We start from the raw sequence: 15,440 nt of genomic DNA, 5'->3' as shown, positions 1-15,440 counted from the left end.
CCGGCAATCCTAGAAGGACTGGCCGATGCCGGCGTAAATTCCATAATCTGTGCCATCTTCGTACTTGTTCAGCGGCACGGCAAAATCAAGCCGCAGCGGGCCGAAAGGTGTGGCATATCGTATTCCGGCGCCGGCGCCGGCGCGGATATCGGAAAAACCAGGGAAGGTGGTGTCCGATACGGTGCCGACATCGACGAAGGGAACGACGCCGATCGTATCGGTGATTTTGATGCGGGCCTCCAGCGAAGCTGTGACATAGGAGCGGCCGCCGGTGGCGTCGCCATTGTCGTTATAAGGCGAGATTTCCTGATAGCTGTATCCGCGCACCGAACCGCCGCCGCCGGCAAAGAAGCGTTGCGTGGCGGGAATGTCCTCGATCCCGCCGCCGCCGATCAGCACGCCGCCGGCAAGCTTGCCGGCCAGAACCAGGCGATCCTCGGCACCGAACGGCAGATAGCCGGAGATAGAGCCTTCGAACGCCGCATAGGGCGTAGCATTGAAGATCTCGTAGCCGGGCTTTGCCGAAACCGTTGCACGATAGCCCTCCGTCGGGTTGAACTTATCGTCGCGTGCATCACGATCATATTGGATGGGCAAGGTGAAGGTCAGATAGTCGTTCGTGCCGAAGGCGTCGTCGTCGCGCTCCCAGCTGACCTCGCCGCTCGCCGACACGGTATCCTTATCGGTCAATTCGTAGGAAAGGCCGAGCGAGGCGGTAACGAGCGTCGCGTTATAAGCGTCCGGATTTTGCGTCTTGGCGATGATGCCGGCCTTCAGAGTGGCGGCCGGAAAGAAGGCGCCCGGCTTGGTGAAGAGGATGCCAGCGGAATAGTCGAGGCTGCCGACATCGGTCGTTTCGCCGAGCCGGGAGACGGACCCCTCGATCCTCAGCGTCTCGGCTTCGCCGAACAGGTTGCGGTGGCCCCAATAGCCCTGAACGCCGAAGCCGTCGGTGGTGGAATATTGCGCGCCGACGCCGAAATAGCGCCGCTTGCCTTCGGAAACCTCGATCGTCATCGGCAAGGTGCCGTCCGGTGCCAACGCATCGCCTTCGTGAATGGTGACGCTCGAAAAGACGCCGAGGGCGCGAAGGCGCTCGCCCGCCTTCTTCAGCGCCTCCGGCGAGTAGGCTTCGCCTTTGTTCAGCCGGGAATAACGCTGGATGAAACCGGGCCGGACGGTTTTTTCGCCGGTGACGCCGACATCGCCGATCGGGGCGACAGGCCCGCCTTCGGCGGCAAGCACGATGTCGACCGTATTGCTTCTGTGATCGGCGACGACCTTGCGTTCGGTCAATTTAGCGAAGGGGCGGCCTTCGCTTTTCAACTGCTCGACTATTCTGTCGCCGGCCTTGATGATGGCGAGCGACCCGGCCTCGGCGCCGGGGGCGAGGTCGTAATCGGCAGGATTACGGTCTGCGGCGTCGCCGCCGAACTGCACTTCCCTGACCCTGAAAACGGGGCCGGGGGTTATGTCGACGGTGACGGGGATCGGCCCGGAGCGGTCGAAGGTCGGATTGGGCGGCAGGTCGTCGATGTTCTGGCGATCGATGGTGATCGTCACCACGCCGCCGTAGCGGGCCTTTTCATACAGGGCGGCGATCAGCCGCTCGCGGTCGTCACGCGCCTTGACGACGATGCCGAGATCGCCGGAAACGGGCTGTTTCTGGTCGCTGACGAGGCGGGAACTGTTTTCCAGCGCTTCCCTAAGATCGGGATCGGCGGTGTCGGCCTTGAGGTCGACGTGATAGCGCACCGGATCGGGCACCTGTTCGCCTTCGTCCTCTTCCTTGCCGAAGATGGTGATGCCGAAAAGCTTGAAGGCGTAAGCGTCGCCGATCAGGACCGGTGAGAAAGCAGCTGCCGCTGCGACCACCATCATGGTGCCTGTTCGCCGATACGCAGTACCTGTTTTCGGGCCTGTCCCTCTGATCCGCATCCGCTGCTTTTGGTTTACGCCTACATGAAGCTTCGTTGCCCAGCCATGAACAGCTTAGCGGCAAAAACGCGCGGGGTGTACCATTTTAAATTGCCAACGCGCTAATTTAGCACAAAAAATCCCGGATGTGTGTCCGGGATTTCCTGTTTTGCGACTTGCAACCGCTCTCAGCGCGGGCAGGTATCGATGTAGCGGCGACCATAGCGATCGCGATAGTAGCACTGGCCGGGCTGTTCGGCGACGCTGCCGATGAGGGCGCCGGAGACACCGCCGATAGCGGCGCCGACCGCCGCGCCACGGACGTTGCCGGTGACTGCGCCGCCGATGACCGCACCGGATGCAGCGCCGATGCCGGCGCCCTGCTGAGTCGGCGTGCAGCTTGCGATCGACAGGCCGATCAATGCGAGTATGACAGCTTTTTTCATTTCTTTTCTCCTGGGTTGTCGCCCAATGGGCATAGGCCGTCCCTATTGTTTTTTGTCAGGCTAGCTCGAAAACTATGTCGGAAGAAAGGGTTGTCCACTGTTGTCCGGCTTTTTTTGAGATACGAAGGTTGTCGCCGACCCGGCGGTTCGGCGAAATTCCACCGCGTTTGGCCGCATCAATCTGGTTGATCGCGGTTCGCATATTTTTTATCTGGAATCATTCAAAAAACTGGGCCTTTTGCCGCAGTTGATGGTAAAGCAAAGGGTAAGCATTGACGCGCGGACGTCCGGTCGGCAAGAACGGCCGCGTGATACTGGAGCATATGATGGATTTCGAAGCATTTTTCAAAAACGAGCTGGACGGGCTTCATGCCGAGGGCCGTTACCGCGTTTTTGCCGATCTCGAGCGTCAGCGCGGCCATTTCCCGCGCGCCACGCGCCATACGGCCGACGGTGAAAGGCAAGTCACGGTCTGGTGCTCCAACGACTATCTCGGCATGGGCCAGAACCCCAAGGTGATCGAGGCGATGAAGGCCGCCATCGACCACTGTGGCGCGGGTGCGGGAGGCACCCGGAATATCTCTGGCACCAACCACTACCACGTCCTGCTCGAGCGTGAGCTCGCCGACCTGCACGGCAAGGAATCGGCACTGATCTTCACCTCGGGCTATGTCTCCAACTGGGCGGCGCTCGGAACGCTCGGTGCCAAGATCCCCGGCCTGATCATCTTCTCCGATGCCTTGAACCATGCCTCGATGATCGAGGGCATCCGTTACGCCAAGTGCGACAAGGTGATCTGGAAACACAATGACGTCGCCGATCTCGAAGCCAAGCTGAAAGCCGCCGATCCGAAGGCGCCGAAGCTGATCGCCTTCGAGAGCGTCTATTCGATGGATGGCGATATCGCCCCGATCAAGGAGATCTGCGACCTCGCCGACCAATATGGGGCGATGACCTATCTCGACGAAGTCCATGGCGTCGGCATGTACGGCCCGCGCGGCGGCGGCATTGCCGAGCGCGAGGGGCTGATGGACCGGCTGACGGTGATCGAGGGCACGCTCGGCAAGGCCTTCGGGGTGATGGGCGGCTATATCGCCGCGTCGGCCGCCCTTTGCGACTTCATCCGCTCGTTTGCCTCTGGCTTCATCTTCACCACGGCGCTGCCGCCGGCATTGGCCGCCGGTGCGGTCGCTTCGATCCAGCACCTGAAGGTCAGCCAGTTCGAGCGCGCCCGCCATCAGGACCGGGTGCGCAAGCTCAGGACTATGCTCGACCAGCGCGGCATTCCGCATATGCACAATCCCAGCCATATCGTGCCGGTGATGGTCGGCGATGCCGCCAAGTGCAAGTGGATCTCCGACCTGCTGCTCGACAATTGCGGCGTCTACGTCCAGCCGATCAACTATCCGACCGTGCCGAAGAAGACTGAGCGGCTGCGCATCACCCCGACGCCGCTGCATTCCGACGCCGATATCGCCCATCTCGTCGACGCCCTGCACTCGCTCTGGTCGCGCTGCGCGCTGGCAAGGCACGTCGCCTGATTCTCTAATATTGCCCTGTTCGAATCGCGGCCAGAATCTCGATCCGAGGTTCTGGCCGCGATCGGTTTTGCGGCCGTGAGGCTTCGCCCCTAAACCTTTTCTGCCTGAACAGTGCCATCCGGCGCTGGTGCAGTGGACGCGCCTATCGGTCTCGAGGACCGATAGGCTTCCGTGCACTTGCTTTTCACCGTGCAGCAGCATCTTCGATGCCGGCCTTCCGAATTGAATGAGAAAACCTTTTCTCACTTGACACAAGAATTGGTAAAAGCTTTTCTCAAGCCACTTCAGAAGGAGGAAGCTCTGAACCTGACGGGAGGAAAAAGAGGCAGGATCACCATCCATGAGGTGGCGTCGGCGGCCGGGGTGAGTATTTCGACGGCGTCGAAGGCGCTCAACGATACCGGCCGGATGGGAGCGGAAACGCGCGAGCGGGTGAAGCGGATCGCCGGCGAAATCGGATATCGACCGAATGCGCTGGCGAGAGGTCTGCTCAGCAAGCGCAGCTTCACCGTCGGACTGCTGACGAACGACACTTACGGCCGTTTCACGCTGCCTGTGATGGCGGGCATTTCGGACGCTCTCGTCGATCATGGGGTTTCGGTTTTCCTGTGCGCCATCGAAGACGATCCGGCGCTCGCCCAGACCCATGTCGATGCGATGCTGGACAAGCAGGTCGACGGCATCATTGCGACGGGCAAGCGGCTGGACCGGCGTCTGCCGGTCGATTTGTCGAATTTGCATGTGCCCGTCGTCTACGCCTTCACGGAGGGGACGCAGAACAGCGTGACCTTCCGTTCTGACGATGAACAGGGTGCGAGACTGGCCGTCGAATGGCTGCTCAAGACCGGGCGGCGGCGGATCGCACATATCACCGGGCCGGAGGAGTTTTTTTCGGTGCGGGAGCGTGCCGGCGCCTATCATGAGGTGGCGGGCCATCGCGAGCCGGTGCTTTACGGCGTCTGGTCTGAAAGCTGGGGCCATGACGCTGTGGAGCAGCTTTGGAAGCGGCCGGGAGAAAAGCCGGATGCGCTCTTCTGCGGCAACGACCAGATCGCCCGCGGTGCGGTGGATGCGCTGCGCGAGCGCGGCATCAAGGTGCCGCAGGACGTTTCGGTCATCGGCTTCGACAATTGGGAGATCGTCGCGGCCCAGACGCGGCCGCCGCTGACGACGGTGGATATGGAACTGAAGGAGCTCGGGCGGCAGGCCGGATTGACGGTGCTGGCGCTTGCGGAAGGACGGCCGGTCGAGCCGGGTGTCAGGAAATTGCCGTGCCGGCTCGTCGTCCGGCAGTCATGCGGGGGTAAACCCCCAGGGAATGAGACCAAGGAGTGAGACCAAGGGAATGAGCGAAGGCGCGAGGAGATGCGCCATATTGGGAGGAATGTCATGATCAAGCGTCTATTGGCGGCGACCGGCATCGCTACCTTATGCCTGGTGTCGGCTGCGTCGGCTGCCGAAAATGTCGAAATGTGGGTTCGCTCGGGGATCGGCGACGCTTTCAAGAAGGTCGTCGAAGCCTATAATTCCAGCCATGAGAACAAGGTCGTGATGACCGAAGTGCCGTTCTCCGAACTGGTGCAGAAATATGCGACCGCGATTGCCGGCGGGCAGGCGCCCGACGCGCTGTCGATGGATCTCATATACAACCCCGCCTTCGCCGCGGCCGGCCAGCTGGAAGACCTGACGGACTGGGCAAAGTCGCTTCCCTATTTCAATTCGCTGTCGCCGTCGCATGTCCGCCTCGGCACCTATCAGGACAAGGTCTACGGCCTGCCGCTTTCGGTCGAAACCTCCGTCTTTGCCTGGAACAAGGATCTCTACAAGAAGGCCGGTCTCGACCCGGAGAAAGCGCCGGCGAGCTGGGAGGAAATCACCGCCAACGCCGAGAAGATCCGGGCGCTGGGTGACGACACCTACGGCTTCTATTTCTCCGGCGGCGGCTGCGGCGGCTGCATGATCTTCACCTTCACGCCGCTCGTCTGGGGTGCCGGCGCCGACATCCTGTCGGCCGACAGCAAGACGGCAACACTCGATACGCCGCAGATGCGCAAGGCGGTCGACATCTACCGCAACATGGTCAAGAAGGACCTGGTGCCGGCGGGTGCGGCCAGCGACAACGGCACGAACTTCCTGACCTTCACCAACGGCAAGATCGGTCAGCAAAGCCTCGGCGCCTTTGCCATCGGAACGCTGGTGACCCAGCATCCCGAGATCAATTTCGGCGTGACCCTCATTCCCGGCGTCGATGGCAAGCCTTCATCCTTTGCCGGCGGCGACAACTTCGTCATCACCAAGGGAACGAAGAAGATCGACGCGGTGAAGGAGTTCCTCGAATATATCTATTCGATGGACGGCCAGAAGATCATGGCGAAATATGGCAGCCTGCCGACGCGCGGCGATATCGCCGACAAGGTGCTGGAGGGCCTCGATCCGCGTATGCAGGTCGGCCTCAAGGCGATCAGCGTCGCCAAGACGCCCTATACGCTGCAGTTCAACGACCTGATCAACAGCGCCAACGGCCCATGGGCAAGCTTCACCAACGCCGCCATCTTCGGCGACGATGTCGACGGCGCGTTTTCGAGCGCCCAGTCGGAAATGCAATCGATCATCGATAGCGGCCAGTAGACTCTCCCGCGGCCGCGGCCGGGGAGCGGTGGCAGCTTCCCGGCCAATTCCAATTCAAAGATGCGGAGCGTTACGATGACCGGTTCCGGCTCAGAGATACTATTGCCTCGGCGCAGGCGACGGCGCAGATCGAACTGGCGCGGCCTTGCCTATATCGCGCCTGCCATGGCGCTGGTCATCGTCTTCTTCATCATGCCGGTTCTGTTCACGGGATGGATGAGCCTGCACAACTGGCCGCTGATGGGGGCGTCGCGCTGGATCGGCTTCAACAACTATTACCGCATGGTCAACGACACCCGCTTCATGACGGCGCTGAATTTCACCGCCTATTACACGATCATCGTCACCATCGCGATCTTCGCCGTCGCCTTTCCGCTCGCCATCTTCGTCGAAAAGGAACGGCAGTTCGTCAGCGCCTATCGCACGATCATCTTCCTGCCCGTCGTCGTTGGCCTGGCGACGGCCTCGCTGCTCTGGGTCTGGCTCGCCAATGTCGATAGCGGCTTCATCGGCCCGGCCCTGAAGGCGCTCGGCCTCGTCGAAAAGAGCCCGAATCTGTTAGCGACCTTCGACACTGCCTTTCTGACTGTGGTGGTGATGGTCGTCTGGAAGATCGCCGGCTTCACCATGATCATTCTGCTGACCGGGCTGCAGGCCATTCCGTCCGAACTGACGGAGGCGGCCCGCATCGACGGCGCCGGCCGCTGGCAGCGTTTCCGGCACCTGACGCTGCCGCTGATGCGCAAGACGATCGCCTTGGCGCTGATCGTCTCGGTCACCGGCTCGATCCTCGCCTTCGACCAGTTCTACATCATGACGTCGGGCGGGCCGCAGAACAAGATGATCTCGGTGGTCTATTACATCTTCAACCAGTCCTTCGTGTCGTTCAACCTGGGTTACGGCGCTGCGCTGTCGATCGTGCTTCTGGCCATCCTGGTGGCGATCAGCATCGTGCAGCTCTGGCTGCTGCGTGTCGGGGAGGAGCGCTGATGACCACGTCAAGGGAACGCCGGACGCGCAAGGCGATCCGCGTGAAGTCCGTCTATCATCTCACCGGCATCGCCATTTCGATCTTCTTCCTGGCGCCCTTCGCGATCACGCTGCTCGCCTCCTTCCGGCAGGGCACGGAGGCCAGTCTGCCGCCCCTGCCGCCATGGCCGACATCCGGCGTCAGCTTCGATGCCTATGCGCTGCTCGATACGTTCGGCGCCGGCATCTGGCGGCACATGATCAATTCGCTGTTCGTCTCGGTCGCCACCGTCGTGCTCACCGTTCTCGTCAGCCTGCTCGCCGGCTACGGCTTCTCGCGTTATCGCTTCCCGATGAAGAACGCGCTCTTCGTGCTGATCATCGCCACGCTGATGATCCCGTTCCAGTCGATCCTGACGCCGCTCTTCATTATCCTGGCAAAGCTCGGCCTCAACAATTCGCTCATCGGGCTGACCCTCGTCTATGTGACGCTGCAGCTGCCCTTCTCGGTCTTCATGATGCGCAACGCCTTTGACGCCGTGCCGAAGGAGATCGAGGAGGCCGCCCGCATCGACGGGGCGCGCGACCTCCGGCTTCTTGCCCGCGTTCTCTTGCCGTTGGTGCTGCCCGGTGTCGCGACGGTGGCGATCTTTGCCTTCCTCAATGCCTGGAACGAGTTTCTTGCCGCTCTCGTGCTGCTCTCCAGCAACGAGAAATACACCCTGCCGGTGCTGATGACGGCGGTCCGCGCCGGTCGCCTCGGCGCCATCAACTGGGGAGCGGTCCAGGCCGGCGTCATCGTCATGACGATCCCCTGCCTGATCGTCTTCCTGCTCCTGCAACGCTACTACATGCGCGGGCTGATGGCCGGCGCGGTGAAATGAACGAGAGAAAGTCGAGCCCATGACCAAATCAAGCAATGACCGCCAGTTTCGTCCCGTCGCCGTTCCCGATGTCGATCTCGGCGGCTTCTGGGGCAAATGGCAGGATGCCGTCTGCAATTCCACCGCCGAGACGCTGCTCGACCGCTGCGTCGAGGCCGGCATGCTCAAGGCGATCGACGTCGATCAGCCCAGCCCCGGCGTCGTCATTCCCATTCAGCCCTGGGGCGGGACGACGCAGATGTTCTGGGATTCCGATCTCGGCAAGTCGATCGAGACCATCGCCTATTCGCTCTACCGCCGGCCGAACCCGAAGCTCGAGGCGCGCGCCGACGAGATCATCGACATGTATGAGCGGATGCAGGACAAGGACGGCTACCTGAACGCCTGGTTCCAGCGCGTCGAACCATCGCGCCGGTGGACCAACCTGCGCGATCATCATGAACTCTATTGCGCCGGACACCTGATGGAGGCGGCGGTCGCGTATTATCAGGCGACCGGCAAGCGCAAGCTGCTCGACATCATGTGCCGTTATGCCGATTACATGATCAAGGTTTTCGGCCATGGCGAAGGCCAGATCCCGGGCTATTGCGGCCATGAGGAGATCGAGCTCGCGCTGGTCAAGCTCGCCCGCGTCACGGGCGAGAAGAAATATCTCGACCTGTCGAAATTCTTCATCGACGAACGCGGCACCGAGCCGCATTTCTTCACGGCGGAGGCCGTTCGCGACGGCCGCAGCCTGTCCGATTACCATCAGAAGACCTATGAATATGGGCAGGCGCACCAGCCGGTGCGCGAGCAGAAGAAGGTCGTCGGCCATGCCGTGCGCGCCATGTATCTCTATTCCGGGATGGCCGACATCGCCACCGAATACAGGGACGACAGCCTGACGGCGGCGCTGGAAACGCTGTGGGACGATCTGACGACCAAGCAGATGTACATCACCGGCGGCATCGGGCCGGCCGCGTCGAATGAAGGTTTTACCGATTACTACGATCTGCCCAATGCCACGGCCTATGCGGAGACCTGCGCCTCCGTCGGCCTGGTGTTCTGGGCGAGCCGCATGCTCGGACGCGGTCCGGACCGCCGCTATGCCGACATCATGGAACAGGCGCTCTACAATGGCGCGCTGCCCGGGCTTTCGACCGACGGCAAGACCTTCTTCTATGACAACCCGCTCGAAAGTGCGGGCAAGCACCACCGGTGGAAGTGGCACCATTGCCCCTGCTGCCCACCCAACATCGCCCGGCTGGTGACCTCGATCGGCTCCTATATGTATGCTGTCGCCGACGACGAGATCGCCGTGCATCTCTATGGCGAGAGCACCGCGCGGCTGAAGCTTGCCAACGGCACGCAAGTGGAACTGGAGCAGAGCACCAACTATCCGTGGGACGGTGCGGTGGCCTTTTCCACCAAGATGAAAAAGCCGGCGGCATTCGCGCTGTCGCTGCGCATTCCCGATTGGGCGGAGGGCGCAACCCTCAGCGTCAACGGGACGATGCTCGACCTCAGCACCCATATCCGTGACGGATATGCCAGGATCGATCGACAATGGGCCGACGGCGATCGCGTCGCCCTTCACCTGCCGCTTTCGCTGCGCCCGCAATATGCCAATCCGAAGGTGCGCCAGGATGCCGGCCGCGTCGCGTTGATGCGCGGCCCGCTCGTCTACTGCGTGGAAACGACGGATAATGGCGAGGATCTCAATGCCATCGTCCTGCCACGCGCGCTGCCGACCGCCGAAACCGTCGTGCTGAAGGACCTCAACGATGCCGTCGCCCTCGATCTCAAGGTCGAACGCGAGGAGACATCGAACTGGGGAGCGCCGCTCTACCGCAAGGCGCCGGCCGAACGGCGGGTCGCCACGGCGCGTTTCGTGCCCTATCATCTCTGGGACAACCGCGCGCCCGGAGAGATGCTCGTCTGGGTCCAGGCGGACAAGTAGGTCGTTTGGGGATGACGAACGGTATGGGCAATAAGAGCGTCGTGCTCCAGGACGTGCGAAAAAGCTATGGCAGTCTGCAGGTGGTCCATGGGATCGATCTGACGATCGATGAGGGCGAATTCGTCGTTTTCGTCGGACCGTCCGGCTGCGGAAAATCGACGCTGCTTCGCATGATCGCCGGCCTCGAGGACGTCACCGACGGCGATATCGAGATCAAGGGACGTCTCGTCACCGATCTCGATCCATCCGAACGCGGCATTGCGATGGTCTTTCAGTCCTACGCGCTCTACCCGCATATGAGCGTGCGGGACAATCTCGCTTTCGGCTTGAAGATGGCGCGCACTGGAGCCGCCGAGATCGAGACGCGCGTCAAGGCTGCCTCCGCGATCCTGAAGATCGACCACCTTCTCGACCGGCGGCCCGGACAGCTTTCCGGCGGCCAGCGCCAGCGTGTGGCGATCGGCAGGGCGATCGTGCGCAAGCCCGATGTCTTCCTGTTCGACGAACCGCTGTCCAATCTCGATGCGGAGCTGCGCGTTTCCATGCGCATCGAAATCGCCCGCCTGCACCGCGAACTCGGCAACACGATGATTTATGTCACCCACGATCAGACCGAGGCGATGACGCTTGCCGACAAGATCGTCGTGTTGCGCGACGGCCGGGTCGAGCAGGCCGGAACGCCGCGGCAGATCTACGAAGATCCCGCCAATACCTTCGTGGCGGGCTTCATCGGTTCGCCGCGGATGAACCTGCTGAATGCCCGCTTTGCCGAGCAAGGCCTGGTCGAGGTCGCCGGCGCCCGCATCGAAACCGCCTTGTCCTGCACCGGCGGGCCCGCTGGAGGCGCCGTGACGCTCGGTCTGCGGCCGGAACATCTGAAGGTGGCGCCCGATCGGTCGGGCAGGCTGGTCGCCACGGTCGATTTCTCGGAATATCTCGGGGGAACGCAATATCTCTACTGTCAGCTCGGCGACGGCCAATCGCTGACCGTCGAGCATCGTTCGCCGGTCAGCATCGCGGCCGGCGATGAGGTCAGCCTGCTGTTTGAGCCGGCCGATTGCCGGTTGTTCGACGAAGGCGGCAACCGGCTGCGGTAATTGCAGCCGTTACAGCGCTTAAGGAATTATGTCGTAGGCCTCAGCCGACGAGATCCAGCTTCATCAATTGCGAAGCCCGCTGCCGGGCCTGGCTGTCGGCGCTGAAAACATCGTCCATTTCGGCAGCCGGCGGCAGGTGGGCCAGATCGTCCATGACCCTCTCGGTGATGTCGGCCATGGCGAGGAAGGACAGGCGTCCTTCGATGAAGGCTTCCAGCGCCACTTCCTTGGCGCCGTTCAGCACAGCGCCCTGGACACCGCCGCGGGTCATCGCAAGACGCGCCAGCCGCAGCGCCGGGAACCGCACCTCATCAGGCGCTTCGAAATCCAGCCTTGCGAGCCTGGCGAAATCCAAGCGCTCGATCGGCAGGTTCGGCCGGCGCGGAAAGGACAGCGCATAACCGATGGCGGTGCGCATATCGGGCGCGCCGAGCTGGGCGAGGACCGAGCCATCGGTATAGCCGACCATCGAATGAATGATCGATTGCGGGTGGAGAATGACCTCGATCTGTTCGGGCGTCAGGCCGAACAGATGCCGGGCTTCGATCATTTCCAGCGCCTTGTTGAACATCGAGGCACTGTCGATCGAAATCTTCAAGCCCATCGACCAGTTCGGATGGGCGCGCGCGGTTTCCACCGTCACATCGGCCATTTCCTTGAGCGAGGCGGTGCGGAAGGGGCCGCCCGATGCCGTCAGGATGACGCGTTCGACGGCGTGGCGCTGGTTTTCTTCCAGCACCTGGAAAATCGCATTGTGCTCGCTGTCGACGGGAAGCAGCCTGCCGCCGCCTTCCCGAATCGACTTGAGGAAGAGGTCGCCGGCCGAGACCAGGCATTCCTTGTTGGCAAGGGCGATATCGGCGCCGCGGCGTGCGGCGGCGAGGGTCGGCGCGAGGCCCGCCGTGCCGACGATTGCCGCCATCACCCAGTCGGCTTCGCGATCGGCGGCTTCCATGAGGCCTGATTTTCCCGAGGCGACCGCGATGCCGCTGCCGGAAAGCGCGCTCTTCAGCGATTCGTAATGCCGGTCGCTGGCTGTCACCGCCAGTCGCGCGCCCCATGATTTTGCCTGCCGGGCCAGCAATTCGACATTACCGTTGCCGGTCAGCACGGAAATTTCGAAGTTGTCCCGTCCGCCCAGGTGTTCGACGACATTGAGCGTGTTGCGGCCGATCGAGCCGGTCGAACCGAAGATGCTGAGGCGCCGCGGCGCCGTTTTGCCGGTCGTCATGTGGAATTTCGCGAAAATTTGTCTCGTAGGCTCAGGCTCTACTAGGGTTTGGAAGGTGCGGCAAGTGTGCAGTGCAGCAGATTTCCGCCCTCAAGGGGTTTACAGAGCGGCGGCGAGATGTGATCCTGGCAACATTCCTGAGGGAATCGTCAATCTCAGGCGGCCGCTGATGGTCGCATGGGTATCCGGGGCGCCGCGGCGTCCATTGAACAGGCACCTGGCTGCCGCCGGCCGTTTCGGCCACACATTAAATCGAGGAATGACATTGGGATGGACGGCTTGGCCGCGCTGCTCCCTTGCGGGTTTTCTGTGCGCACTTTTGCTGCGGCATCGCGCCGTTCGGCGAGCAAGCTTGTCAAACGATCGGGTCACATGACGATATTCAAGATAGCCTGCATTCTTTTCACCGTGCTGCCTTTTTCGCTCTCCGCGGCGGCAAAGGCGGACGACCTGCTGATCTGGTCGCCCGCCAAGCTTTCGGACCGGTCGTACAAGGCGACGATGGGTTTTCGTCTGCCGGCGGAATGGGAAACAAGCGCCGGCGCCGACATTGCGCTGGCCGCGACGAAAGGCGGCGCGCCGCTGCCCGATTCCGAACAGGCGATGCTCTGGGGCAGAATCGTGAGAACGAACGTCACACCGGCCGGCCAATCCCAGCGGGGTGTAAAGGTCAGCGTCGATACGCTGCGCGGCAGCGGCGCGCTGACGCTCAGCCGCTCACGCAGCTGGATCCTGTCGGATTCGCTCGACATGCAATCGAGCCGCTCCGTCAGCGTCGGTTATGACCCGGTCGATGCCCGACAGACCTCGGTGACGGCGTCGCAGGCGCTGAAACTCATCCATCCCTGGACAGGAACCTCGCTCTCGGCCGGCGCCGGCCTCAGCAATGTCAGCGGCGACTTCTCCAGTTCGGTGGCCGTCAGCCAGACGATCCTGCCGAATCTCAATCTCGATGCGTCGATGAACAACCCGTTTTCGGAGGACGAGGCCGGCAGCGTCAATCTGCGCTATCGCCTCAACTGGTAACGCGCTGAAACCAAAACCAACCGGCGGGCGTTTCCTTTCAAGGTTTCACAGAGGAACGGGTCATGGTTTTCAAGGAGCAGACATTTCACGGGCTGGAGCCTGAAATGGAAGCGGAAATCGCCAATCGTGCGTCGGTCGAGGCGGCCGTCGCCAATGCGCTGGCGATTGCCGGCGGCATCGATGCGTCCGATGTCGAGGTGACGATGGAAAAAGACCAGATCGTGCTCAGCGGCACGGTCGGCACAGTCGGGGAGATCGAACGGGCGACCGCGGTCGCCATGGCCGTCGAAGGCGTGCATAACGTTCAGAACCGGATCCTCCTTGGCGGGTTCTCCCTGGACGGCACGCATTGATGGTGAGGGGCGCTCCACCGCATTGGAAGGAGCGCAGATCGATAGGCCATGCTGGCGTGGCTCGATGGCGAGCCGCGCTGGCTTCTCGGTCGGCCATTCTCGGGCCGGCGTTCAGCTGATCAGCCGGCGAAGCGCTCGATCAGAAAAGAAGAGCCGGCCGGCCGATCGGTCTTCGCCGTGGCCACCGGTCCCTGCAATTGATAGGCGATGGTGAGAAGCAGAGCGCAGACCGCAACATAGGCGATTGCCAGAACAGTCATCTTGATAAGCATGGCGAATACTCCCATTTCGCCCTAAACGCGGCGGAATTTGCGAAGTTCCTTGCCGGAGGATACCAGATGAAAAGCCCGGCCGAAAGGATCGGCCGGGGTTTGCCTTAGCGGCAGATTCGGGTTTCCTTGATGACCGTATGGCCGTGGCGGCGGATCTTTTCCGTCTTGGTGAAGCAATCGCGGGAAACGTAGCGCCGCCGCATGTCGTGGCGATAATAGGGACTGTGGTGGCGGTAATAGGGGCGTTCCGAATCACGGTAATAATAGGGGCGGGCGTCATCCGTGGTGATGGTCACACTTGCCGCCTGGGACGGCACGACGGATAAAACGGACGCTGCGGCGAGCGTGCAGGCGAGGATGAGCTGTTTCATGACGAGCCTCTCTTTCTCAGTTGCTCACGGGAGCAACTCGTTTGTCATGGTGTCAACTCACCGGAAGTGTCGCCGGTTCAATCACATAGCGTTACCGATTGTGTCGAAGGCAGAAACCTTTACGACCGCCGATCGTTAGCGCAGGGAACAGCCGGAGGCATCGATCATGGGACCGATTGCAAGGATCATCGCCATCGTCGCCGGGCTTGCCGGCGGCACGGTGTTTTCGCAGGCGCCTGAATTTGCCCAGCAATATCGCCAGCGAATCGGCGGAGCGATCGACGAATTGCGCGTCATCGTCGAGGATTTCAACAGGCAGGCGGCCGAGCACCACCTCGATCGCCAGCAGGCGCTGAACACCTACGCGCAATCTTCCGACGATTTCCTGCGCGACCGCGGCGCCTCCATGCAAAGCACGATTGTCCGCTATGAAACGCTGCAGTCGCAGCAGCTGAAACTCGGCGCCGCCGCCCCCGTCGCCAAGCCATTCGTGCTCATGGGGGAACCGGATGATGTCGTTTTCGCCAATACCTTGCGGGATTTCGTGCCCGGCGTGCCTATCAGCTTCGCAGGCCTCGTCTGGGGTGCGATTGGTTTTATCAGCGCTTGGGTCGTTGCGGCGCTGCTGGGATTTGGCGCGCGGCGGGTTGTGCGCGGGCGGCGAGCCTCTCCCCAGGCGCGTTGAATCGATGTGGGAAGCAATGCGGTCGGCGCCGATTTGCAAGACGAGATCGATCAGTCTAACTACTCCCACAGCACCCAA

Annotated in this window: 15 protein-coding genes; 10 read left to right on the top strand and 5 right to left on the bottom strand. The window is 62.0% G+C overall.

The features are described from left to right. Positions 1-9 precede the first annotated feature (9 nt). Entirely contained in the window at positions 10-1,938 is a 1,929-nt protein-coding gene (locus CO655_RS00325; protein ID WP_176539196.1) for an autotransporter assembly complex family protein, read from the bottom strand. Positions 1,939-2,105: 167 nt separating this feature from the next. Next, entirely contained in the window at positions 2,106-2,363 is a 258-nt protein-coding gene (locus tag CO655_RS00320) for a YMGG-like glycine zipper-containing protein (RefSeq protein ID WP_003582726.1), read from the bottom strand. Positions 2,364-2,689: 326 nt separating this feature from the next. Here CO655_RS00320 and hemA point away from each other — a divergent pair, with 326 nt between their 5' ends. The 7 genes from hemA to ugpC all read left to right on the top strand — a co-directional run bounded on the left by hemA (position 2,690) and on the right by ugpC (position 11,424). Next, entirely contained in the window at positions 2,690-3,904 is a 1,215-nt protein-coding gene (gene hemA / locus CO655_RS00315; RefSeq protein ID WP_097663633.1) for a 5-aminolevulinate synthase, read from the top strand. Between the two features lie 345 nt (positions 3,905-4,249). After that, positions 4,250-5,239, top strand: a complete 990-nt coding sequence (locus CO655_RS00310) for a LacI family DNA-binding transcriptional regulator (RefSeq protein ID WP_097663632.1) — start codon at positions 4,250-4,252, stop codon at positions 5,237-5,239. A 54-nt stretch (positions 5,240-5,293) separates the two neighbouring features. Beyond that, a complete protein-coding gene (locus CO655_RS00305) occupies positions 5,294-6,532 on the top strand; it encodes a sugar ABC transporter substrate-binding protein (protein WP_097608912.1) in 1,239 nt (412 codons plus the stop codon). Between the two features lie 75 nt (positions 6,533-6,607). Beyond that, on the top strand, positions 6,608-7,522 hold the full coding sequence (locus tag CO655_RS00300; protein WP_097663465.1) for a sugar ABC transporter permease: 915 nt from the start codon (positions 6,608-6,610) through the stop codon (positions 7,520-7,522). Beyond that, on the top strand, positions 7,522-8,385 hold the full coding sequence (locus CO655_RS00295) for a carbohydrate ABC transporter permease (protein WP_097608910.1): 864 nt from the start codon (positions 7,522-7,524) through the stop codon (positions 8,383-8,385). The genes CO655_RS00300 and CO655_RS00295 overlap by 1 nt, the downstream gene beginning before the upstream one ends. Positions 8,386-8,404: 19 nt before the next feature. Next, entirely contained in the window at positions 8,405-10,327 is a 1,923-nt protein-coding gene (locus tag CO655_RS00290) for a glycoside hydrolase family 127 protein (RefSeq protein WP_097608909.1), read from the top strand. Between the two features lie 11 nt (positions 10,328-10,338). Continuing rightward, positions 10,339-11,424, top strand: coding sequence for a sn-glycerol-3-phosphate ABC transporter ATP-binding protein UgpC (gene ugpC, locus CO655_RS00285; protein WP_097663464.1), 1,086 nt, complete (start codon positions 10,339-10,341; stop codon positions 11,422-11,424). Positions 11,425-11,464: 40 nt separating this feature from the next. Here the strand turns inward: ugpC and dxr are convergent, their stop codons facing one another. Further along, complete coding sequence (gene dxr, locus CO655_RS00280) at positions 11,465-12,655, bottom strand: 1-deoxy-D-xylulose-5-phosphate reductoisomerase (protein WP_097608907.1); 1,191 nt, start codon at positions 12,653-12,655, stop codon at positions 11,465-11,467. A 372-nt stretch (positions 12,656-13,027) separates the two neighbouring features. Between dxr and CO655_RS00275 the strand changes: the two genes are divergently transcribed. Together CO655_RS00275 and CO655_RS00270 are read left to right on the top strand one after the other, a co-directional pair. Further along, the gene (locus CO655_RS00275; protein ID WP_097663631.1) at positions 13,028-13,681 is read left to right on the top strand and encodes a hypothetical protein; all 654 of its coding nucleotides are present in this window, start codon (positions 13,028-13,030) and stop codon (positions 13,679-13,681) included. A 62-nt stretch (positions 13,682-13,743) separates the two neighbouring features. Further along, positions 13,744-14,034, top strand: a complete 291-nt coding sequence (locus CO655_RS00270) for a BON domain-containing protein (protein ID WP_010034950.1) — start codon at positions 13,744-13,746, stop codon at positions 14,032-14,034. 119 nt (positions 14,035-14,153) lie between these two features. On the opposite strand, the gene CO655_RS33720 is transcribed toward CO655_RS00270, so the two are convergent. Next, positions 14,154-14,306, bottom strand: a complete 153-nt coding sequence (locus CO655_RS33720; protein ID WP_010034942.1) for a hypothetical protein — start codon at positions 14,304-14,306, stop codon at positions 14,154-14,156. A gap of 104 nt (positions 14,307-14,410) precedes the next feature. Next, the gene (locus CO655_RS00265) at positions 14,411-14,677 is read right to left on the bottom strand and encodes a hypothetical protein (protein WP_010034937.1); all 267 of its coding nucleotides are present in this window, start codon (positions 14,675-14,677) and stop codon (positions 14,411-14,413) included. 166 nt (positions 14,678-14,843) lie between these two features. Here CO655_RS00265 and CO655_RS00260 point away from each other — a divergent pair, with 166 nt between their 5' ends. Beyond that, positions 14,844-15,362 (top strand): DUF2937 family protein, encoded by a 519-nt coding sequence (locus tag CO655_RS00260; protein WP_097663463.1) that lies wholly within the window; start codon positions 14,844-14,846, stop codon positions 15,360-15,362. Positions 15,363-15,440: the final 78 nt, after the last annotated feature.

Source organism: Rhizobium sp. M1 (assembly GCF_002531805.1).
GTDB lineage: Bacteria > Pseudomonadota > Alphaproteobacteria > Rhizobiales > Rhizobiaceae > Rhizobium > Rhizobium etli_C.
This window is presented reverse-complemented; position numbering and strand designations above follow the sequence as displayed.

Excerpts from the sequence above, each read along its gene's own strand:
- CO655_RS00300 (WP_097663465.1), top strand. The coding sequence starts at position 6,608 with ATGACCGGTTCCGGCTCAGAGATACTATTGCCTCGGCGCAGGCGACGG.
- CO655_RS00270 (WP_010034950.1), top strand. The coding sequence starts at position 13,744 with ATGGTTTTCAAGGAGCAGACATTTCACGGGCTGGAGCCTGAAATGGAA.
- CO655_RS33720 (WP_010034942.1), bottom strand. The coding sequence starts at position 14,306 with ATGCTTATCAAGATGACTGTTCTGGCAATCGCCTATGTTGCGGTCTGC.
- CO655_RS00275 (WP_097663631.1), top strand. The coding sequence starts at position 13,028 with ATGACGATATTCAAGATAGCCTGCATTCTTTTCACCGTGCTGCCTTTT.
- hemA (WP_097663633.1), top strand. The coding sequence starts at position 2,690 with ATGGATTTCGAAGCATTTTTCAAAAACGAGCTGGACGGGCTTCATGCC.
- ugpC (WP_097663464.1), top strand. The coding sequence starts at position 10,339 with ATGACGAACGGTATGGGCAATAAGAGCGTCGTGCTCCAGGACGTGCGA.
- CO655_RS00260 (WP_097663463.1), top strand. The coding sequence starts at position 14,844 with ATGGGACCGATTGCAAGGATCATCGCCATCGTCGCCGGGCTTGCCGGC.
- CO655_RS00305 (WP_097608912.1), top strand. The coding sequence starts at position 5,294 with ATGATCAAGCGTCTATTGGCGGCGACCGGCATCGCTACCTTATGCCTG.
- CO655_RS00325 (WP_176539196.1), bottom strand. The coding sequence starts at position 1,938 with ATGCGGATCAGAGGGACAGGCCCGAAAACAGGTACTGCGTATCGGCGA.
- CO655_RS00320 (WP_003582726.1), bottom strand. The coding sequence starts at position 2,363 with ATGAAAAAAGCTGTCATACTCGCATTGATCGGCCTGTCGATCGCAAGC.
- CO655_RS00290 (WP_097608909.1), top strand. The coding sequence starts at position 8,405 with ATGACCAAATCAAGCAATGACCGCCAGTTTCGTCCCGTCGCCGTTCCC.
- dxr (WP_097608907.1), bottom strand. The coding sequence starts at position 12,655 with ATGACGACCGGCAAAACGGCGCCGCGGCGCCTCAGCATCTTCGGTTCG.
- CO655_RS00295 (WP_097608910.1), top strand. The coding sequence starts at position 7,522 with ATGACCACGTCAAGGGAACGCCGGACGCGCAAGGCGATCCGCGTGAAG.
- CO655_RS00265 (WP_010034937.1), bottom strand. The coding sequence starts at position 14,677 with ATGAAACAGCTCATCCTCGCCTGCACGCTCGCCGCAGCGTCCGTTTTA.